This is a genomic window from Janthinobacterium sp. BJB426, assembly GCF_002735705.1.
Lineage (GTDB): Bacteria > Pseudomonadota > Gammaproteobacteria > Burkholderiales > Burkholderiaceae_D > Janthinobacterium.
On sequence record NZ_PDZL01000011.1, the window covers coordinates 177,924 to 198,555 of the forward strand.

Here is a 20,632-nt window from a genome sequence, read left to right on the forward strand (position 1 = left end):
GGCTGTGTCGGATTACGGTCCTGCGGACCTCGGCGGCCTCACCTAATCCGACCTACGCAGCTGACCTTCCCCGTTTAGCCCATTTCTACCAAAAACTCATGCATGCCCGTATGCGGCAACTGCGCACACGCTGGCGCAAAGTGAGGCAACTGCCCCCACAGCTGCGGGTTGCCGACGATGTACACATAATGCTGCGCGCGCGTCAGGGCCACGTTGAGCAGGTTCGGCGTGGCGGCAGCCCATTGCGCCGCGCCTACCGTGCTGTCGTCGGCGCCGAGAACCAGCATCACCACGCTTTGCTCCTTGCCCTGGAAGGTGTGCACGGTGCCCACCATCTGGCTGCTCCACTGGCGCAATTCGCGCGCCGTCGGCGCCTTGCCGTAGCCGAGGCGGCGGTCCCAGTCCATGTCGACGATGCGCGAGCGCAATTCGTTGCGCACGGCCTTGAACGGCGTAATCACATACATGTCGGGCAGCTTGCCGTCGCGGCGATACAGTTTCAGCAGCACTTCCAGCACGAAATCGAGCTGCACCGGCACCACCTGCTTGTAGCTGACGGGGCCGACGGCGTCGATCCAGTGGCTGGCGCCCCGCGTCAGGCCCCGCGCGCCAGCCGGCGGCATGCGGTCAGCTAAGCCATAGACCATCTTGTCTTCGTAGGCGATGCTGTTGGCCAGCGAGAACATCGGTTCCACGCAGCGGCGGTGCACGCGCAGGGGGCTGCCGATCCACAGCGGCTGTGCGCTGCCGGTGCCGACAGTCGCGCCATAGCGGTTGGCCTTGTCCGCCAGTGTCTGCACGGAAACGGACGTTGGCGCATAGCTGCCATCCTGTGTGTGCGGCGACAGGGCGGACAGGGTTTGCACGAGGCGGCCCGGTACCGTGAACACGGGTTCGATCTGCAGCGGGTCGCCCACGACGACGGCGCGCTTGGCGCGCCACAGGCTGCCCAGCGCCGCTTGCGGCACGGCCTGGCCCGCCTCATCGATGAACAGCCAGCCCAGCGATTCGGGACCCATGCCCTGGAACTGGCGCGCGAACGAGGCAAACGTCGTCGACACGACGGGCACTACCATGAACAGGCTGTGCCAGACCATGGCGATGTGCGACTGGTCATAGGCGCGCTTGTTTTTCAGCAATTTCGACACGGCCAGCAAGTTGCCGCCAAAGCCGGGACCGCCCTTCTTTGCCACTTCCGCCAGCCACGCTTCATGCAGGGCCAGGGCCTTGGCGAACAGGCGCGAGCGCAGGCGGGCCAGGGCCGGTTCATGCCACAGGCCGCCAATTTGCAGGGCGTCGCCGTCCAGCTCGTCCAGGCTCGCCGGCGCGATAATGGTGGGGAAACGCATGCGCGCGCGGCGCAGCAGCTCCGTGCTGTCATCCCATTCGCGCTGGCGCGATTGCGCCGTGCGCAGGGCGATGTGCAGGGTATTGCGGGCGCGCTCGCAGCGCGGCTCCAGCTCGCCCTTGAGCAGCAGCTTGATGGCGGACACGTCGCGCGCAGCCTGGCGTTGTGCTTCGGCATTGGCCACGACGGCCTCTTTGTAGGCGCGCGCCGGTGCCGTGCGGAACAGCCGGGCAAAGAAACCGGGCTGCGTCAGCGCCACCAGGCGTTCCTCTTCCAGCAATTCCTTCTTGCTGGCGAGCAGGGTGTCCTGCTGCGCCAGTGCGTTGGACAGGGCGCCATTCGCCGCATCCATTTCTTGTTCTGCAGCGATCAGCGCTTGCTGGCTGGCCTCGATGAAATCGGCTTCCGTGCAGGTGCCCACGGCTTGCCACAGGGCCGCGTATTGGGCGTGCTCGGCCAGGGCCTTTTCCACCACGTGTTCCGTCTCGCGAAACTCGCGCGCCGCCTGGGCGAAGCTGACGCCCTGGTAGCTGGCCAGCCATTGGCGGATATTTTGCGCATTCGGTGTCTTGCGCGCCGTGGTCTTGTCCCAGTCATCGTCGTAGAAATTGCTGACGAAGCGGCGGCGGTTGGCGCTGTTGCCCAGCGCACAGGACATCATGCCCCATGGCGCTTCCGCCTCGCTCAAGGCGCGGTTGGCACCATTGCCGTCGGCCACGACCCGGCGCGCCACGCTTTCAAAGTAACGCGTGCGCGCCCATTCCTTGCCTAGCTGCTTCGGTTTCGGGAGGTCGCCGGAAATGTTTTCCACCGCCGCATTGTTCGACGAAGCGACGACCATTTCAAAGCCCGTCAGTTCCGGGCGCAAGCGCGCGATGGTGATCGGGTCGCGCACGCCTTCGAAGGCCACGGCCACCTTGCCGATGAAGGCGTCGCCGGCGCGGTCCAGGCAGGACAGCACGCTGGCGCGGCGCACGATGTTGTCGGCGAACAATTCGCGCAACAAGGTCGTCTTGCCCGTGCCCGGCGGACCATTGACGGAAAAGATGCCCCGCTCGCTCAAGCCCGTGCGCGCGCCGTGGATGGCGAACTGCTGCATCAGGCTCATGGCGTAGCTGGCGTCTTCCAGCCAGTGGCCCCGGTTCATGTTGGCCGGATTGAGCATGGCGGCCAGCGCCTGGCGTCCGGCCGAGCTGTACAGGTCAATGCGCTCGTCCTGCGCCAGCGGCGTCAGGTAGGCGGCCACCGTCGCGGGCAACTTGCCGCCACGCAAGGCACGGATGATCTGTTCCAGGTCGTCCAGGTAAAAACTGTTGAGGATATCGATCGAGGGTTCCACTGCGTCGCCGAAGTCCAGGCTGCGGTTCTGGCTGGACTCCAGTGCATCGGCGTCCGCCACGGCCGCGCGTTTCTTGCGCGTGCGCAATTCCAGCACGGCCAGCGGCTGGCTGGCGGATGGGTGGAAACCGGCCCAGTCGCGCAGCAGGTCGGCCAGGGCCGCGATTTCCATGCCGGACAGGGGCGATGAGACATTGCCCGCTTCGTCCGTCACCTGCTGCGGGGCACGAGCGGCGGCGAAGTTGCGCAGGCTGTCTTGCAGCGCCAGCTGGCTGTCGCTGAAGGCATCCAGGCTCAGGCCCGACCAGTCCGGCGTGCGGGCGCGGCCCAGGGCCCACGGCAAGGTCGACACGGACACGGGGTCGAACTGCGGCTCGCCCAGCGCATTCAGGGACAGGCGGGCAAAGCACGAGCGTCCCAGCAGTTCTGTTTTTTCTGTTTCGGCCATGTTTTCCGGGCCGTTGGCTGGCGGACAAGCCTTGTTGATTTCGGCCTTGTCGAACACGCCGAGGAACAGCGAGAAGCCGTCGATCTCGCGGTCGGATGGCACTTGCCATTGCGTGGCGAACTGCAGCGGCAATTGCGCCAGCTGTTCGCGGTGTAGGAGACGCACGGTGGACTGGTCTTCAACGTCCGTGATTTGATTCAGGTCAAACGGGATAAAGAATTCGATCTTGTGCCAATACTCCAGGATAGCCAGGAGGCGCTGCTGTTCTGCCTGATTCATGATGACCAATATTTTGTAAAGCGAGCGAGGATTGTAAAGCGTATGCGCGGTGCACGTTTTGCACTTTTGTCTATTGCGTGGGCTTTGCCGCAAAAAAAGTGGTGATTGCGGACGAAAAAAAGCCAGGCAGCAACTTCCTGCCTGGCTTTCTTGCGGGGAGGATGTTGCTATTCGTTAAAACTCTTCCCATTCGCTCTCGGCAGCCGCATTGCTGCGGCGTGCCGGCGCGGCTGCGACGGCCTTGCGCGCGGGTGCGGGCCTGGTTGCAGGGGCCGGGATTTTTGCCGCGGCTGGCGCGGCGCGCACAGGCGTCAGCTTGGGTGCGCTGGCAACATGGTTGCCGGTTTTAAAGAAGCCCACCACGTGCGCCAGTTCGCCGGCCTGTTCCTGCATGCTTTGCGAAGCGGCCGCCGCTTCTTCCACCAGGGCCGCGTTTTGCTGCGTCACTTCATCCATCTGCGCGATGGCCATGTTGATTTGCTCGATGCCGATGGTCTGCTCGTGCGTGGCGGAGGTAATTTCTCCCATGATGTCGGTCACGCGCACGATGCTGTCGACGATGTCGCCCATGGTCTGGCCCGCTTCATTGACGAGGCGCGAACCCGTCTCCACGTTGGCGACGGACGCGGCGATCAGTTCCTTGATTTCTTTTGCTGCGCCAGCCGATCTTTGGGCAAGATTACGCACTTCCGTTGCCACGACGGCAAAGCCGCGTCCCTGCTCGCCTGCGCGCGCCGCTTCCACGGCCGCGTTCAAGGCCAAAATGTTGGTCTGGAAGGCAATGCCGTCGATGACGCCGATGATGTCGACGATTTTCTTCGACGACGCGTTGATGGTGCCCATGGTGTCGACCACTTGCGAGACGATGCTGCCGCCGCGCACGGCCACTTCCGACGCGCTTTTCGCCAGCTGGTTGGCCTGGCGCGCATTGTCCGCGTTCTGTTTCACGGTCGAGGTCAATTCTTCCATGGCCGACGCCGTTTCTTCCAGCGAACTGGCTTGCTCTTCTGTGCGTGACGACAGGTCGAGGTTGCCGGCGGCAATTTCGCTCGATGCCGTGGAGATCGCATCCGTGCCGTGGCGCACTTGCGCCACCACGCCCAAGAGGCTGGTATTCATGGCTTTCAGGGCGCCCAGCAGGCGGCCCGTTTCATCGCTGGAATTGACGACGATGTGCGACGACAAGTCGCCCGAAGCCACGGTTTCGGCCACGCTGACGGCCGCATTGATGGGCTGGGTGATCGAGCGGGTGATGATCCAGGCAACAAAAGCGCCCAGCAGCACGGCCACGCTGCCCAGGGCAATCATGGAGGCGCGCGCGCTCGTGCTCAGCGTTTCGGCGTCCGTTGCCGCCTGCGCCGCCTGCTGCGCTTCATACGCGACCAGGCTGTCGAGCGCGCCCAGCACGATTTTCAGGCTCGGTGCCGCCTGCTGCGTCAAAAAGGCGATCGCCTCTTCCGTCTGGCCCGCATTGCGCAGCTCGATGACCTTGTTGTTCAGCGGCGCGCCCGATTTCAGGGCGGCATCGAGTTCGGCCATCAGCGCCGTTTCCTTGTCCGTCGAGATTTTCTTTTGCAAGGTTTCCTTGGCGGCGCCGTATTTCTTGCGCGACTCGCCGATCTTGGCCAGTTCCGCCTGCACCAGCGCTTCCGTCGGCGCCACCACAATGCTCGTGATGGCCAGGGTAATGTTGCGCACGTTGTCGCTCATGGTATTGGCGGCCGCCATCTTGACGTTCTTGTCGGCCACGATGTCGTGCGTGCGTGCGCTCAGTTGCCCCATGGAATACAGGCCGACGAGCAAGACGGCCACCAGCAGGCCGAGGACGACAGCAAACCCGATCCCGAGCCGGGTGCCGATTTTGAATTGTGTGAGTGACATGATTGCTTTCGTGTTGCGGAAGTGAAGGAAAACGTCGACAGGCCAGGGCTACGGGTTTATACGTAAGGGCGGCCAGCCTGTAATTGTTCCTCAAAATTCCGCACTGCAATACAAAAACTTGTATCAAGTCCGCGAAAAGTTTAAAAATTGGTAGCAAATTAAATAAGTTGTCGTGTGGAAACAACGAGCGCGGCGCTGGATGCGGTCTTAATTTTCCGGAAACACGTGCTTGGCCAGGAAGTCGATGAAGGCGCGCAGTTTCGGCGTCAGGTGACGGCTGCTGGGCCACAGGATGCGAAAGGCGCCGTCGTGCTGGCGGTGCGTGTCCAGCACCGGCTGCAAGTGGCCTGCGGCGAGCGCCGCGCGCACGGCAAAGTCGGGCAGGGCGGCGATGCCCAGGCCGCTTTCGGCAAAGTGCAGCAGGGTCTCGACATTGTTGCAGTTGAGCAGGGCCGGCAAGCCGGCCGCGTGCAGGGCAGGCCACTCGGGCAAGGGCCAGGCTTCGACCTTGCCGCTGCTGGGAAACTTGTACAGCAAACAAGTGTGCTGCGCCAGCTCGGCGGGAAGTCGCGGCGTGCCATGTTGCGCCAGGTAGGCGGGCGCGGCCACCAACTGCAGCTGGAACTGGCCCAGCTGACGGCTCATCAAACGGCTGTCGGCGCTCTCTCCCGCGCGCACAACGGCGTCGTAGCCTTCCTCGATCACGTCGACCCGGCGGTCGCTGAAATCGAGGTCGAGTTCCACCAGCGGATAGGCGCGCGCAAATGCGGCCAGCACGGGATTGAGCAAGCTGCCTACCTGCGGCAGGCTGACGCGCAGCCGGCCTCGGGGCGTGCTCTTGCTATTGGATAACTCCAACTCGGCCGCCTCGATCTCACTCAAGATGCGCCGGCAGCGTTCCAGGAACACGGTACCCTCGCTGGTGAGCGCGATGCTGCGCGTGCTGCGGTGAAACAGTCGCACGCCGAGGCGCTCTTCCAGCCGCGCAATGCTCTTGCCCACGGCCGAGGCGGAAATGCCGAGCACCCGGCCCGCCGCCACAAAACTGCGCGTCTCCGCCGCCTGCACGAAGGCCGTGAATCCTGCCAGGTTATCCATGTGGTTCCTCTTTGATTGCGGATGCCAGCGTCCGCACAGACGGAAACTATAGCCTGTTTTTCTTTGATCGCGCCTGGCTTACCTTGGCAGCCTGATCATTTGAAAGGCTGCGCCATGATGTACAACTTCTCTCCCGCGGCCCTGTCCACCCGCATCGATCCCTTGCTGGACGTCGTGTTGCAGCGGCAGCGCCTGGTGGGCGCCGTGGTGCTGGTGCGCCAGCGCGGCCAGGACGTGTATCGCCGCGCGGCCGGCTACCTGGACCGTGAAACGGGCACGCCCATGCGCGAGGATGCCGTCTTCCGCCTCGCGTCCGTCAGCAAACCCATCGTCTCGACGGCCGCGCTGGCGCTGGTGGGGCAGGGTCGGCTGGGGCTGGACGATCGGGTAGTGCGCTGGCTGCCGTATTTCGCGCCGCGCCAGCCGGACGGCGCCGTGGCGGCGCTCACCGTGCGGCATCTGCTCACGCACACGGCAGGACTCGACTATGGCTTTTTCCAGCCGCCGGGCGGCGCGTATGCGCAGGCCGGGGTGTCGGATGGCATGGACGCGTCGCCCGTGAATCTTGAAGACAACCTGCGGCGCCTGGCCACCGTGCCGCTCGCGTATGCACCGGGCGGGCGCTGGGCGTACTCGATCGCCACCGACGTGCTGGGCGCCGTGATCGAAGCGGTGACTGGTTGGCCGCTGGCGCACGCCGTGGCACAGCTGGTGACGGCGCCGCTGGCCATGCGCGACACGGGCTTTTTGGCTAGCGACCCGGCGCGCCTGGCCGTCGCATATGCGGACCGCGCAGCGGGAGAGTCCAAGCCGCGCCGCTTGCTGGACGAGGGCGAAGACCATCTGCCGTTTCTTGATGGCATGGCAGGTTTTACCTTATCTGCGGCGCGTGCCCGCGACGCGCACGCCTACCCGTCCGGCGGTGCCGGCATGGTCGGCTCGGCTCCCGACTTCATGCGTTTGCTGGAAACCTTGCGCCTGGGCGGCGCGCCGCTGCTGCCGCCGGCGCTGGCGCGCCAGATGGGAGAAAACCAGACCGGTGGCTTCGATTTGCCGTTCTGGCCCGGTCGTGGTTTCGGCCTGGGTTTTACCGTCTTGACGGATCCGCTTGCGGCCGCCACGCCGGAATCCACGGGCAGCTGGCGCATGGGCGGCACGTATGGCCACTCGTGGTTTGTCGACCCAGCGCAGGAACTGTCCGTGGTGGCGTTCACGAATACGGCACTGGAAGGCATGGCGGGGCCGTTCGTGACGGAACTGTGCCAGGCTGTGTATGGCCGGGAGCCGGGACAATGACGCGCCCGCACCCCATCGTCTTCCTTGCGCTGGGCCTGTTCGGCGTGTATTGCATCGAGTTTGGCGTGGTCGGCATCTTGCCGATGATCATGCGTCGCTACGACGTGACGGCCGCGCAGGCAGGCTCATTGGTGAGTCTGTTCGCCCTGGTGATTGCCGTTGGCGGCCCCTTCCTCGTGCTGCTGGCCACGCGCTGGCGCCGCAAACCCGTGCTGATCGCGTCCCTGCTGGTGTTCGCGCTGGCTAGCGTGGTGTCGGCGTATGCGCCCCGCTTCGAGGTGCTGCTGGCGCTGCGCATCGTGCCGGCCCTGTTCCACCCTGTGTATTTCTCGCTGGCCATGGTGGCCGCTGCCGCCCTGTACCCGCCGCAACAGGCGGCGCGGGCCGGCGCGCATGCGTTTACGGGTACCAGCATGGGCATGGTGCTGGGCATTCCGCTCACGACGTGGATCGCCGCGCAGTATGGTTATGAGGCATCGTTCCTTGCCTGCGCGCTCGTCAATGCCCTGGCGGCGCTTGGGCTATTCCTGTTCTTGCCGGACACGCCGTGCGAGGCGCCGCTGGCGTATGGCCGCCAGCTGGCCGTGCTGCGCAAACCGGCCCTGTGGTTCAATATTGCCGCCGCCGTGCTCGTATTTGCCGCCATGTTTGCCGTGTATGCGTATGCGGCGGCCTACCTGCAGCAGGAAGCGGGCTTGTCGGCGCGCCAGACGGGGCTGGCGCTGGTGGTATTTGGCGTGGGTGGCGTGGCGGGCAATCTGTTCGCGGGGCGTCAGCTCGGCACGCACGTGCTGCGCACGGTGTTGCTGCAACCCCTGCTGCTGGGACTGGCGTACTGGCTGCTGTACCGCTATGCGGGTAGCGAAACCGGCTGGGCGGCGCTGGCCGTGATGCTGCTGTTCTGGGGCGCCGCGCACACGAGCGGGCTGATCGTCACGCAAGTGTGGCTCAGCAGCGAAGCGCGCGAGGCGCCCGCGTTCGCCATCGGCGTGTATATCGCCGCCATCAACCTGGGCGTGACGGTGGGTGCATTGGCGGGAGGCATGGCCATCGAGTCCTGCGGCATGCAGGGGGCCTTGGCTTGCGGCGCGCTGCTGGGTGCCTTGGCGCTGGCGGCGATTGCCGTGAAAGCGTGGCTGTACCGGCTGTCGTCAGTCTTCGATATGGTTGGGGATGCGAAACAGTAAATCCGTGTCGCCGATATCCACGCCCGCTTGCGACAGCAGGGTGCTGGCCTGGCCCCGGTGATGCGTCTGGTGGTTGAAGAAATGCATGAGCAGGCTGAAAAACTCGCGTCGGTTCGGCCCCTTGCTGTTGCGGTAATCGAGCAGATGGTCGAGGTCCGCTTCCGTGATCGAGGCTGCCCAGGCTACGATGAGCTGGTCCAGCCATTGCCGGTGCGCGTGCATGGCGCCAAAATCCTCGGCCGCGAACAGCGGGTGCGTGAGCGAGGCAGGCGGCGTGATGGCGCGGATGGGATCGAGCAGGGGGAAGCCGGCCGGGTGCTTGGCATAGCGCTGCAGCCACAAGGTGTCGCCCACCATCACGTGGTTCAGGGTGGCCAGCAGGGAGCCAAAAAAAGCGCCCCGCTCGCGCTGCAGCTCGCCGGGCGGCAGGCTGGCCGCCGCCGCGTACACCTTGGCATTCATCCACTGGTTGTAATCGGCCATCAGGCAAAGGTGGGCGCAACGGCTCATGCTGGACTCCCTCAGTGGATGAATGACAATATTAAACGGATTTCAGGAACGCGCGTATGCCGGCCAGCAACATTTCTATGGCCATCGCCGTCAGGATCAAGCCCATCAGGCGCTCGAACGCCGTCATGACCCTTGGACCCAAGGCCCGCTGCAAGCGTTCGGCGCACAGGAAGACGGCCAGCCAGACGACGGCCACGGCCGTCAGCCCCGCCACATGGGCGATGACTTCGTTCATTTCATGCGAGGAAAACAGCAGCACGGTGGCCAGGGCCGACGGGCCGGCCAGCGCGGGGATGGCCAGCGGCACGATGAACGGTTCGCCGCCCATCTCGTGGTCGCTATTGCCCGCGTTTGGCTGCGGAAACACCATGCGCATGGCGATCAGGAACAAAATTACGCCGCCGCCGATGCGCAGGGCCACTTCCGACAATTGCAAGGCGTTCAGGAAATGGCGGCCGAAGAACATAAACAGCAGCAAGATGCCGAAGGCGATCAGGCACTCGCGCACCACGACTTTCCAGCGCCGCTCGATGGGCACCCGTTTCAGGGCATTGACGAACAGGGAAACGTTGCCGAACGGATCGGTGACGAGCAAGAGCAGGATAAAAGTCTGGAAGAAATTCTGTGTCATGGTGGTGTGATTGAGGTCAACACCGCTGCCAGGATGGGCGCGGTGCGATAAGGCTTGCGATGATAACAAGAGCGGCGGCTATCGCCCATGATTATTGATGCATAGCAGCATTTTTTTTACGCTGCGATGACTTTTGCCTGGTAAAACGCGCTGGGCGTGGTGCCAAAATGCTTCTTGAACATGGCGGTGAACGCGCTCTGGCTGGTGTAGCCATTGTCCATGGCCACGTCGATGACCTTGCTGCCATGCGCCAATTGTTCCAGTGCCCGCAGCAAGCGCGCCTGCTGGCGCCACTGGCCAAAGCGCATGCCCGTCTGTTTCTGGAACAAGCGGTGCAGGCTGCGCTCGGTGATCGCCAGCTCCTGTGCCCAGTGCGCCACCGTCTGCTGTTCGCCCGGTTGCGCCATCAGCCGCGCGCAAATGCCGCGCAGGCGCGCGTCAGAAGGCAAGGGCAGATACAGGGGTAGCACGGGCAGGCTGTCGAGCTCGTGCAACAGCAATTGCAGCAGATGCCAGTCGCGGCTGCCTTCCGTAAAGTCGGGCGCGATGTCGACGGCCGCCACGATCAGTTGCCGCAGCAGGGGGCTGATGTCGAGCACGCAACTGTGGCGCGGCAGCAAGGGCGAGCTGGCGCAATCGATGAAGACGGTGCGCATTTTCACGGCGCCGCTCATGCGCACCTGGTGCGCGATGCCGGGCTGCAACCACACGCCGCGCGTGGGCGGCACCACCCAGCGCCCGCCCTGCGCCTCGATGGTCATCACGCCTTCGATGGCGTACAGCAATTGCGCATGCGTGTGGCGGTGCACGGAAATCACGTGGCCATGCGCATAGTCGACGGCCAGCGCCATGGCGCGCGCCGTGACGGGCAGCAATTCCTGAAAGGCGGGAGACGTGCAATCCATTAAATAAGGTCAGTTTTGCGATAGGTATGGACATCTTAGCGCGAGAAGGCGCGGCGTGCCTACGGCATGATGGTTCCCCGCAACTATTCCCGGAGTTTCGCATGCCTGTGCGCGCTTATCTGTATCCGTTTCTGGCCATGCTGCTGTGGGCCGGCAACGTCGTCGTCTCGAAGCTGGCCGCGTCCAGCATCGCCCCCACAGCCATCACTTTTTACCGCCTGGTGCTGGTCTTGCTGGTGATGACGCCGTTTATCGCCCGCCCCCTGTGGCGCAACCGTGCCGCCATCCGCCGCCAGTGGTGGCAGCTGGCGCTGTGCGGCGTGATGTCGATGGCGCTGTTCCAGAGCCTGTCCTACCGCGCCGCGGAAAGCACCACTGCGACGAATATGGCCATCGTCACGGCGCTGGCGCCCCTGATGACTGCCCTGCTCAGCGTGCTGCTGCTGGGCGAGCGATTGACGGTCGGCATGACGGCCGGCGGCGTGCTGTCGTTTGGCGGCTTGCTGTATCTGGTAGGGCGCGGCGACGTGCTGGCCTTGCTGCATCAAGGCGTGCATGCGGGCGACGCGCTGATGCTGCTCGCTTGCCTGGTGTTTGCCCTGTACGGCGTGCTGCTGCGCCGCTGGCGTCTGTCCATTCCCGCCTGGCAAGCTATTTATTGCCAGGCGCTGGCAGCCCTGGCGTGCATGCTGCCGCTGTTCCTGCTGCTGCCGCCCGGCAGCGCCCGGCTGGACGCCACCACCTTGCCGCTGATCGGCTACGCGGGCATCGGTTCGTCCATCGTCCTGTCCTACCTGTGGATCGAAGGGGTCAAACTGCTGGGGCCGAACCGCTGCAGCATCTACGTCAACCTGCTGCCCCTGCTGACGGCCCTGCTGGCCATCGTCTGGTTGCACGAAAGCATGCATGTGTACCACCTGGTCGGCGGCGGCATTTCGCTGTTGGGCGTGCTGCTGGCGCAGACGGTGCAGCGGCCCCTGTGGCGCCAGCGTCCTGGCGTGTCCGGTCTTGCCTGAACGGCCATGCATAATGGCGCTTTTCAGGCAGTGGAGTGGGCATGCGGCAAACATTTTGGATAAGCACGATGGCGGCGCTGCTGGCGCTGGGTAACTTGGCGCCGGCACAGGCGGCGGCGCGGTTCTATGAGGGTAAGCCGATGGCCACCGCCAGCGTTGTCGAGCGCCGCGACGGCGGCGTGGTGCTGGCCTTCCTGCGGGAAAATGGCGAAGTCAACGGCTACTACTGCCAGTGCAACGGGATCAGTGAAAAACGCATGAACCTGGACAAGTATGGCAAGGCCAGCATCGCGGCCGTGTTCCAGCTTGACCTCGACAGCGAAGGCGAAACCACCTTGGTGCTCAGCCGCAACGATGGTCAATACAACTTGCATGCCTACCGTTACGAGCGCAGCGGCGGCAGGATGTTCAAGGTGGCCACCTTGCAGCCGGTCCTGGACGCCATCGTGCGCGGAGCGAAAACCATGGACGAGGCGCAGGTGCGCGCCACGCTGGGCCGTTTGCAGCTGATCGACTACAGCATCGCCTACGCGCCCACGGGCGTGGCCGAGTTCGACGCCATCGAGCATGGCCATGGCACCCTGGTCGGCTATTTCAATATCGATGGCGAGTTATTGCCCGGCAAGCCGGCGGACGCGCCGGCATTTGCCTATAAAAAAACCTTCGAGGAAAAGGACGGCCATTTCCTCACGGTGACCTATCTGCTGGGCAAGGGATGGGAAGGGGGCCGCGCGCCCAGTTATCACGTCAAGTGGATCACCTGGGAAACGCAGCCGCAGCGCTTTGCCGCCAGCCAGGACGGGCTGCTCATCGAATACGACGTGAATTGCTGCACGGGCAGCGTGTTTGCCCGCGGCCTGTATGCGCAGGGCAAGCGCACGGGGCAGTGGCACTATGAAGAGCCGCTCACCATCCGCTCGTCTGGCGCCTTCGTCGATGACAAGGCCGAAGGGCCATGGACGTATGAAAGCGGCGATGAAACGACGACGGGCATGATGCAGCGTGGCCAGCGCACGGGACGTTGGGAAGTGAGTCCGGGCGTGGAGGAGTGGCGCGCAGCGGACATGCACAGTTTCACCGGTTACGACACGTTTGTGAAAGACCGCTTGAACGGTCCCAGCGAACGCCGCGTCAATGGCGTGGTGCAATGGCAAGGTAACTATGTCAATGGCAAGAAGCAGGGCCAGTGGGTCGAACCTGGCGGTGGCGGCAACTACGTCAATGATGTGAAACAGGGGCCGTGGAAGAAGGCGACGCCGGACGGCGGCTGGCAAGTGTTGACGATGATCGACGGCAAGCCCGACGGCAAGCTGGAACAATACGCGGCCAGCGGCCAGCTGGAACTGGCCGAACATTACCGCCTGGGCGACCTCGATGGCCCGATGGAGAGCTTTTATCCGGATGGCAAGCGGCGTTACCAGGGCAGCTTTGCCGGCGGCAAGCGCGATGGCGCGGAAACCCTGTTTTATCCCGATGGCGAAGTGCCGCAATTTCACCGCAACTGGCACAAGGGCGTGCTGCATGGCGTCAACATCGAGAATTTCCAGAATGGAAAACCGAAGCAGATCGGCGCCTACAACATGGGCAGGAAAACGGGCCGTTTCCAGTACTTCCGCGACGATGGCCAGCTCATCGAAGAAACCATGTATTAACTAATTGGCTAACATAAATGGCATTCCGGCGCGAGCGCGCACGATTGCGGAATGCCAGTTCTGCGCAAAAAACATCATCCGCTTGTTACAAAGCGTGAAAATCCATGCTGGATGTTGCTACTAGTAATCTTTCCCTGTATCTTGCAGTCAGGAAATAAAAGTACAGAAAACCTCAACCCTGTTGATCTGTCTTTCACTCCTGACGATATGCGCGGGCCGCCTTCCCCCCTGCCGCCGCACACGCCGTATCGACCTGTCCTGAACAATTCACGTGACCCGCCCGTCTGGCGCTTGCTGCTATCCCGTTTGGTGAGCGCAGGCATGGTTGCGCCCCTACCAAGGAAACTGCATGCTGTCGAATATAACAATAAAAATGCGCCTGATCGCCACCATGAGTGTGCTGGGCTTGCTGATCGCCGTGCTGGGCGTCATGAGTATCATCAGCCTGAAATCGGCCAACAACAGCCTCAACGAGGTCTACAGCAATCAGCTGGCATCGACGCAAGCGATCGGCGAATCGCAGATTTCCCTGGGCCGCGCGCGGTTCACGATGGACCGCGTGATGGTGCACCCCGAAGCGGCCGATGCCAAGGATACCCTGGCCCGTGCGGAACAATTCATGGAAGCGTCCAACAAGTCCTGGAAGGTGTACCTGGCCTTGCCGCAAAGCACGGACGAAAAGCGCCTGTCCGACGACATGGACAAGAAGCGCAGCGATTACATGAGCAACGGCTTGCTGGTCATGAGCAAGGCTTTGCGTGAAGGCAACGTTGCACAAGCGGACGGTTTGATGATGTCGGGACTGACGCCGCTGTACCGCACCCTGGACCAGGCCGCCGAAACATTGACGCAATACCAGGCCACTTCGGCCGCCGCGATGTATGCGGCCAGCCAGTCCAGCTATCGCAGCCAGGTGGCCATGGCCATCGGCGGCATGATCGTCGGCGCCTTGCTGACCATTATTTCCAGCTTTTTGCTGCTGCGCGCCATCTTTAACCCGCTGGACCAGGCCCTGCGCCATTTCGGTGCCATTTCCGACGGTAACCTTGCCAATGACATCGTCATCACGCGCAACGACGAGATGGGCGCCTTGCTGACGGGCTTGCAGAAAATGCAGGAACGCCTGTCGACCACCGTGCGCGGCGTGCGCGACGGCAGCGGCGCCATCGCCACGGCCAGCAATGAAATCGCCTCGGGCAACCTGGATCTGTCGAGCCGCACGGAGCAGCAGGCGTCGAGCCTGGAAGAAACGGCGTCCTCGCTGGAAGAACTGACCTCGACCGTCAAGCAGAATTCCGACAATGCGCGCCAGGCCAACCAGCTTGCCGTGTCGGCCTCGGACGTGGCCGTGAAAGGTGGCGCACTGGTGGCGCAAGTGGTCGACACCATGGGTACCATCAGCGAATCGTCGAAAAAGATCGCCGATATCATCGGCGTGATCGACGGCATCGCCTTCCAGACGAACATCTTGGCTCTGAACGCGGCCGTGGAAGCGGCCCGTGCCGGCGAGCAAGGCCGCGGCTTTGCCGTCGTCGCCACGGAAGTGCGCAACCTGGCGCACCGCTCGGCCAGCGCCGCCAAGGACATCAAGATGCTGATCGAAGCGTCGGTGCAGAACGTGGGCGCCGGCAGCGCGCTGGTCAGCCAGACGGGCACGACGATGGACGAGATCGTCTCCAGCATCCGCCGCGTGACGGACATCATGGGCGAAATCAGCGCCGCCGGCCGCGAGCAGGAACTGGGCATCGGCCAGATCAATCAAGCCGTGGCGGAAATGGATACCGTGACGCAACAGAATGCGGCGCTGGTGGAAGAAGCGGCGGCCGCCTCGGAATCCATGCAGGAGCAGGCGGCTGCGCTGGCCGAGATGGTCAGCATCTTCAAACTCGATGCCAACCATAGCGGTCCTGCCGCCAAGCCTGCCTTGCGCAAGCCTGTCGTGGCTGCCGCCAGCACGGCCTTGAAACGTCCGGCCCTGCGCCTGGCGCCGGCCCGCGCCGCTGCAGCACCTGCCGCTGCAGCAAAACCGCGTCCAGCCAAACCTGCCGCGGACAATAGCGGCGAGTGGGAAGAGTTCTAAGTTACTGCGCCGGCAGGGTGGCCTTGCTGCCCTGTTCCTGCAATCGCGCCGCCTCGGCCAGGGCCTGGGCGCGCGCTTCTTCCGCCGCCTGTTCCGCTTTCTCATGCGCATCATGGCGCGCCTGCAATGCCGCCCGCGCGCGCACGAAGACGATCTTGATGGCCGCCATCACGGGCACGGACAGGAAGATGCCCACCACGCCCCCCAACTGGTCGCCGGCCAGCAAGCCGACGATCACCATCAACGGGCTCACTTCCACACCCTCGCTCATCAGGTAGGGATTGACCACGTAATCCTGGAACAAACGGTAGGCGGCGATAAAGCCGATCAGCCAGAACACGTGCTCGAAACCGCTGAAACCGGCCACGACCACGGCGATGACGGCGGCGGCCAGCGGGCCGGCAAACGGGATGAATTCCAGCAAGGCGGCCGCGCCAGCCAGCAGCAGGCTGTACGGCACGCCCATCAGGGAAAAGGCGATGCTGTAGGAGACAAAGGTGGCGATCGACAGCAGCAGCAGGGCGCGCACATAGCGCGACAGCAAGATGTCGAGGTCATCGATGATGGCGCCCCAGAGTTTCTTGTTCGGGCGGTTCAGCAGGGACAGCAAGCCGTCGCGCATGTCCGGCCCTTCCTTGATCAGCAAAAAACTCAGCACGGGCACCAGCACCAGATAGATCAGGTTGCTGGCCGCATGCATGACGGTCAAGCCCAGTTCCTTCGCCAGCGGCATGGCTTGTCCCGTACTGCTGCTCAGCTGCGTCTGCATGAACGACAGCAGGCGCGCGCGCAACGGTTCCATGAATTCCGGCAATGGGATGCGCTCGGCAAAGTTGTTGCCTTTGAGCAGGGTCGGCAACTGATCACTGAGCTTGATCGCTTCCTCCTCGATGCGCGCGCCGAAGATGGAGCCCAGCACCGCCACCAGCAGGATCACCACCAGGAAGACGATGCCGATATTGGCCGTGCGCGGCAAGCGCTTCGGCCCATACCGCTCCAGCAGGCCGATCAGCGGGTACACGAGATAGCTGAAGAAAATGGCAAATACCACCACGATCAGGGTCGACGAGACCTTGTAGGTGAGAAAGAGCAGGAAGGCGATGAGGAAAGCCGTCCACACCATCTTGGCAACGCGCAAGTTAAAACCGAACATATGAATTCCTTAGGGCAGGAGGCGACGCAAGCGTGACTGGCTTGAAGGGCAGGGTGGGCAAGGCAGGGATCGGGCCGCGCCGCACGGCCGGAAATCATACCGCAAAATGCCAAAATGCCATGCTCTTGTGCGGAATGGCAATGCTTTCCCTGCTCTTGCGCTTATTTTTCCCGCCAGCTTGCCACGGTGATGAAGACGCCATCGTCCTTGTTGGGCTCGCGCAAGGTCACCGTATAGCGGCCGCTCGTATCGCTGCCGGTGAACACGACCTTGTCGTCATGGCCCTTTACTTGCGCGCCCTTGGCCAGCTTGGCGTAGGTGTTGAGCACCCAGTGGAAATCGGCATAGCTGCGCACGGTGATGTCGGCATCGGGCATGGGCTCGTCGCCCGCCTCGGCCGCTTCTGTGGGCGTGCGCATGGGCAAACCGGCCAGACCGGCCGGTGTGACGATCTTGCCGCCGCTGGAACTGCTGTTCAACTCCGCATTCGGCAGCAGCAGGTGCAGCAGGCTGGCGGGAAAGCCGGGCGGCACGTCGCGCGGCTCCCAGCCAGGCTGGTCGGGGCGGGTGGTGATGTATTCCACCACAGCAATACTTTGCCGCTGTTCCGGCGCACCCTGTGCCAGCATGGTCGGCAGTTGCCGCGCCCAGACCAGAAGCGGCGCGGCCGTCTCGTCCTCCGCGCCCGGCGGCAGGAACAGGGTCAGTACAGCGTGCGTGGACGGCAGGCAAGCGGGGCCGGCGTCGCCGATGGCGGCCTGGCAATGGCCGTTGACGAGGCCCAGGGCCAGCAGCTTGCGTTGCGGATCGAACAGCATGGCGGCGCGCCATGCACCGTGCGTGCCGGCATCGATGGAGGCCAGCACCGAGCGTCCGTCGGGCAGCATGGTGCGCGTGATGTCATCGAGTGAATGCATGCTGTCGAGCACCTGGCGCGCGATCAGGGTGTTGCCCTGTGTATAGCTGCCGCGCGCATAGCCGAGCAGCTTGAAGACGTCGGCGCGGATCTCCGGGTGCGCACTCAGGCGCAGCGGCGGCGATGGCACGGGCACGGTGGCGGCCACGAAGGCGGCATCTTCGGTAGAAATGACTTGTGCCATGCTGGAAAGCGGCAAGCACAGGGCGGCGCACAGCGTCAGCATGCGCAGAGTGATTTTTCCTGGGGTGTTCAATGGCCATCCTTGTCGAGACGCCATGCCGGACTGGTTGCCGGCATGCGCGGGCCGCGATCTTAGCATTTCAGGAATAAATCCCTTTCTGCTAAGCTTGGCTATTGAATCACTGTCCCGTTGTCATGGCCAAGATCACCATTTCCATCCTCAAGATCGGCGCCCTGGACAGCTGGGACGAGGTGGACCCGGAGCAGCGCGACCCGTGGAAGATTGCGCCGCAAGCTTTGCTGGCGCTGCTAGATGCCAAACCCGGCGGCAATGCCTAGGCGGCGTTGAGCACGTAGCGGTTCTTGCCGCTTTTCTTGGCCTGGTACAAGGACTCATCGGCGCGCCGGTAGCTGTGCGACAAGTCCGCTTCCTTGATCAGTTCCGCCATGCCGATGCTGACGGACACCTTGCGTTCCGGCACAAAGGCCGCCTCGACGCTGTCGACCAGTTGCGCGGCAAAGGCGCAGGCCGCGTTCTTTTCGCCCAGGTAAATCACGGCAAACTCCTCGCCGCCCAGCCGGCCGCACAGGTGCTCGCCCGACAGTCCACCGATCACTTCGGCGATCTTTTTCAGTACCTCATCGCCCACGTCATGGCCATGCACATCGTTGATTTGCTTGAAGTCGTCGATGTCGATCATCAGGAAGTAGGCGGGCGTGCGCGCCGTGCGCTGCAGGGCGCGGGCGCTTTGCGTAAACATGCGTCGGTTGTTAAGCCCGGTCAAGCCATCCTTGTAAGCCATCGTCGCCAGTTCGCGCTGGGCGCGGTAGTTATGGATGCGCAAGACGAGAAAATAGATATTCAGCGCCAGGCCGATGATCACGCTGATGGTGACGGCCAGCACGGGCCAATGCTGGTCTGCCTGGCCCGCATGCACGGGAAACTGCCCCAGCCCCAGAATGGCCCACACGCACAGCGACACGCCCAGGTAATACGCGATGCCGCTGAAGATGGGCGCCGTCGTCAGGGTGATCATCACGCCCAGCGGCAATACCCAGAAAGCGGGATCTTCCGTGCCCAGCATCAGCACGCGAAAGCTGAAAGCGATGAACAGCACGCTGATCGTCCCACTGGCAATGATGGCCTGCAAGGACTTCGCATACACGGTCAGCAGCAGCCCGACCAGCATGCCCGTCACGCCCAGCGCCGCTTGCGCATGATCGAGCGAGGCGCGCGGCAAGGTCAGGCTGAACGTGACCAGCCAGCAGACCAGGCCAAACGTCAGGATGGCTATCGAAATGAAATGCAGTTCCTTGAAAAAGCGCTGCTGCTGCTCCCGTTCTCCTGAAAAGAACAGGTAATAAAAGGCAGGAGACAGGCTGCGCGAAGTGAGCATTGCATTTGTCCAGGCAGACAACACGCCTTGCGGCAGGGGCGCCTCCCGGCAACGGCAGGCGGCTTGGTGCATGCGCAAAATTAGTTGCGCTCAGGAACTAGTGTACTGGTTTCTTGGGGGGAATGGTGACTGGGGCGAGGAAAACGGCGGCCAGTGTCCTGCTGCCGCCACAGTGAGCGTCACAGCTCGCGTGCCAGCACCTGGCCGACCAGGTCCTTGCCAAAGCTGTGATGCGCTTCTTCCTCGACCAGCTGGAAGCCAGCCTTGTCGTAGATGCGGCGCGCATCGGTGAGGATGCTGTTGGTCCACAACACCATGTTCGTATAGCCGACCTGGCGGCTGAAGCGCAGGCATTCATCGACCAGACGGCTGCCGATGCCCAGGCCGCGCGCGCACGGATCGACATACAGCAGGCGCAGCTTGGCCGTCGTATCGTCCTGGCGCACGATGAAGACGGAACCGATCACCTTGCCGTCTTTTTCGGCGATCCAGCAGCGCTCACGGGCCGGGTCGAATTCGCGCACGAACTTGGCGAGAATCTCGGCAACGAGTGCCTCATATTCGTTGTTCCAGCCATATTCCTGCGCATACAGCACGGCTTGCCGGTGGATGATCCAGCCCATGTCGCCCGGCTGTGGATTGCGCAGGATATAACTGGGTGACGTTTCTCCCAGCAAACCCTGGATTTGCCCCATCGCAGCGACCAGCTCCTGCTGCGCCGTTGGCGGCAAGCGCTCCAGCATGGCGGCAACTTCGCGCCGCGAAGCGTCGACCAGGGGCGCGAGGGTGCGCTGTCCTTGCTCGGTCAGCTGCAATTGCGCCGCGCGTGCATCCGTGGGCGAGCGCGTCTTCACGATCAGCCCCTGCTTTTCGAACCCGGCAATGACACGGCTCAGGTAGCCCGCGTTCAAGCCCAGCTCGCGGCACAGGTCCGCACTGGTCAGTTGCGCCTGATGCGCCAGTTCATACAGGATGCGCACTTCCGTCAGCGAAAACGCGCTATCCAGCAAGTGTTCATGCAGCACGCCAATCTGGCGCGTGTAGAAACGGTTGAAACGACGCACGATCTCCGTGCGTTCGCTGAGTTGGTCTGTCTGCATGTGACACCTCTTATTTGCTTGCTTAAGGCAGATTATTACTTGCTTTTGGCAAGTATGTCAATATGGCGACAGGATGCAGGCGTACATAAAAAATCTATGGTCACCCTCCTTTTTGCAAGCTGATTTTGTATGATGTGAGTAGGCTTGCTTAAATCTATCCGGCGTCTGGTTGGAGATGGATCTCCGCGCCACGATGAGAGTCGCGCCTGTCGGT

Annotated in this window: 16 protein-coding genes; 6 read left to right on the forward strand and 10 right to left on the reverse strand. The window is 63.2% G+C overall.

The genetic code is table 11. The annotated features are described in order from the left end of the window. Positions 1 to 74 precede the first annotated feature (74 nt). The 3 genes from CSQ93_RS18455 to CSQ93_RS18465 all read right to left on the reverse strand — a co-directional run bounded on the left by CSQ93_RS18455 (position 75) and on the right by CSQ93_RS18465 (position 6,392). A complete protein-coding gene (locus tag CSQ93_RS18455; protein WP_233516244.1) occupies positions 75 to 3,413 on the reverse strand; it encodes a DEAD/DEAH box helicase in 3,339 nt (1,112 codons plus the stop codon). Between the two features lie 174 nt (positions 3,414 to 3,587). Further along, a complete protein-coding gene (locus tag CSQ93_RS18460) occupies positions 3,588 to 5,294 on the reverse strand; it encodes a methyl-accepting chemotaxis protein (protein ID WP_099379275.1) in 1,707 nt (568 codons plus the stop codon). 207 nt (positions 5,295 to 5,501) lie between these two features. Beyond that, positions 5,502 to 6,392, reverse strand: coding sequence for a LysR family transcriptional regulator (locus tag CSQ93_RS18465; RefSeq protein WP_099379276.1), 891 nt, complete (start codon positions 6,390 to 6,392; stop codon positions 5,502 to 5,504). A gap of 114 nt (positions 6,393 to 6,506) precedes the next feature. Here CSQ93_RS18465 and CSQ93_RS18470 point away from each other — a divergent pair, with 114 nt between their 5' ends. Beyond that, positions 6,507 to 7,688 (forward strand): serine hydrolase domain-containing protein, encoded by a 1,182-nt coding sequence (locus CSQ93_RS18470; RefSeq protein WP_199534450.1) that lies wholly within the window; start codon positions 6,507 to 6,509, stop codon positions 7,686 to 7,688. Further along, on the forward strand, positions 7,685 to 8,875 hold the full coding sequence (locus CSQ93_RS18475) for an MFS transporter (RefSeq protein WP_099379277.1): 1,191 nt from the start codon (positions 7,685 to 7,687) through the stop codon (positions 8,873 to 8,875). The genes CSQ93_RS18470 and CSQ93_RS18475 overlap by 4 nt, the downstream gene beginning before the upstream one ends. Here CSQ93_RS18475 and CSQ93_RS18480 read toward each other — a convergent pair. The 3 genes from CSQ93_RS18480 to CSQ93_RS18490 form a co-directional block, all read right to left on the reverse strand. Then, positions 8,840 to 9,385 carry a DinB family protein gene (locus tag CSQ93_RS18480; protein WP_099379278.1) on the reverse strand — a complete coding sequence of 182 codons (546 nt, stop codon included), beginning with the start codon at positions 9,383 to 9,385 and terminating at the stop codon, positions 8,840 to 8,842. The genes CSQ93_RS18475 and CSQ93_RS18480 overlap by 36 nt on opposite strands. Positions 9,386 to 9,416: 31 nt before the next feature. Further along, positions 9,417 to 10,016, reverse strand: a complete 600-nt coding sequence (locus tag CSQ93_RS18485) for a MarC family protein (RefSeq protein ID WP_034781292.1) — start codon at positions 10,014 to 10,016, stop codon at positions 9,417 to 9,419. A gap of 116 nt (positions 10,017 to 10,132) precedes the next feature. Then, complete coding sequence (locus CSQ93_RS18490) at positions 10,133 to 10,921, reverse strand: AraC family transcriptional regulator (protein WP_099379279.1); 789 nt, start codon at positions 10,919 to 10,921, stop codon at positions 10,133 to 10,135. Between the two features lie 101 nt (positions 10,922 to 11,022). On the opposite strand from CSQ93_RS18490, the gene CSQ93_RS18495 reads away from it, so the two are divergent. The 3 genes from CSQ93_RS18495 to CSQ93_RS18505 all read left to right on the forward strand — a co-directional run bounded on the left by CSQ93_RS18495 (position 11,023) and on the right by CSQ93_RS18505 (position 15,669). After that, complete coding sequence (locus tag CSQ93_RS18495; RefSeq protein WP_099379280.1) at positions 11,023 to 11,937, forward strand: DMT family transporter; 915 nt, start codon at positions 11,023 to 11,025, stop codon at positions 11,935 to 11,937. A 41-nt stretch (positions 11,938 to 11,978) separates the two neighbouring features. Further along, positions 11,979 to 13,589, forward strand: coding sequence for a toxin-antitoxin system YwqK family antitoxin (locus CSQ93_RS18500; protein ID WP_158301282.1), 1,611 nt, complete (start codon positions 11,979 to 11,981; stop codon positions 13,587 to 13,589). Between the two features lie 349 nt (positions 13,590 to 13,938). Then, positions 13,939 to 15,669 (forward strand): methyl-accepting chemotaxis protein, encoded by a 1,731-nt coding sequence (locus CSQ93_RS18505; RefSeq protein ID WP_099379282.1) that lies wholly within the window; start codon positions 13,939 to 13,941, stop codon positions 15,667 to 15,669. 1 nt (position 15,670) lies between these two features. Here the strand turns inward: CSQ93_RS18505 and CSQ93_RS18510 are convergent, their stop codons facing one another. Both CSQ93_RS18510 and CSQ93_RS18515 read right to left on the reverse strand, forming a co-directional pair. Beyond that, positions 15,671 to 16,822, reverse strand: a complete 1,152-nt coding sequence (locus CSQ93_RS18510) for an AI-2E family transporter (RefSeq protein ID WP_099379283.1) — start codon at positions 16,820 to 16,822, stop codon at positions 15,671 to 15,673. 161 nt (positions 16,823 to 16,983) lie between these two features. After that, a complete protein-coding gene (locus CSQ93_RS18515) occupies positions 16,984 to 17,994 on the reverse strand; it encodes a hypothetical protein (protein ID WP_158301283.1) in 1,011 nt (336 codons plus the stop codon). Positions 17,995 to 18,116: 122 nt separating this feature from the next. Here CSQ93_RS18515 and CSQ93_RS28925 point away from each other — a divergent pair, with 122 nt between their 5' ends. Further along, positions 18,117 to 18,260, forward strand: coding sequence for a hypothetical protein (locus CSQ93_RS28925; protein WP_158300266.1), 144 nt, complete (start codon positions 18,117 to 18,119; stop codon positions 18,258 to 18,260). On the opposite strand, the gene CSQ93_RS18520 is transcribed toward CSQ93_RS28925, so the two are convergent. Both CSQ93_RS18520 and CSQ93_RS18525 read right to left on the reverse strand, forming a co-directional pair. Beyond that, positions 18,257 to 19,318: a GGDEF domain-containing protein gene (locus tag CSQ93_RS18520; RefSeq protein ID WP_158301284.1), complete on the reverse strand. Its 1,062-nt coding sequence runs from the start codon at positions 19,316 to 19,318 to the stop codon at positions 18,257 to 18,259. The genes CSQ93_RS28925 and CSQ93_RS18520 overlap by 4 nt on opposite strands. A gap of 179 nt (positions 19,319 to 19,497) precedes the next feature. Next, positions 19,498 to 20,418 (reverse strand): bifunctional helix-turn-helix transcriptional regulator/GNAT family N-acetyltransferase, encoded by a 921-nt coding sequence (locus CSQ93_RS18525; protein ID WP_099379286.1) that lies wholly within the window; start codon positions 20,416 to 20,418, stop codon positions 19,498 to 19,500. Positions 20,419 to 20,632: the final 214 nt, after the last annotated feature.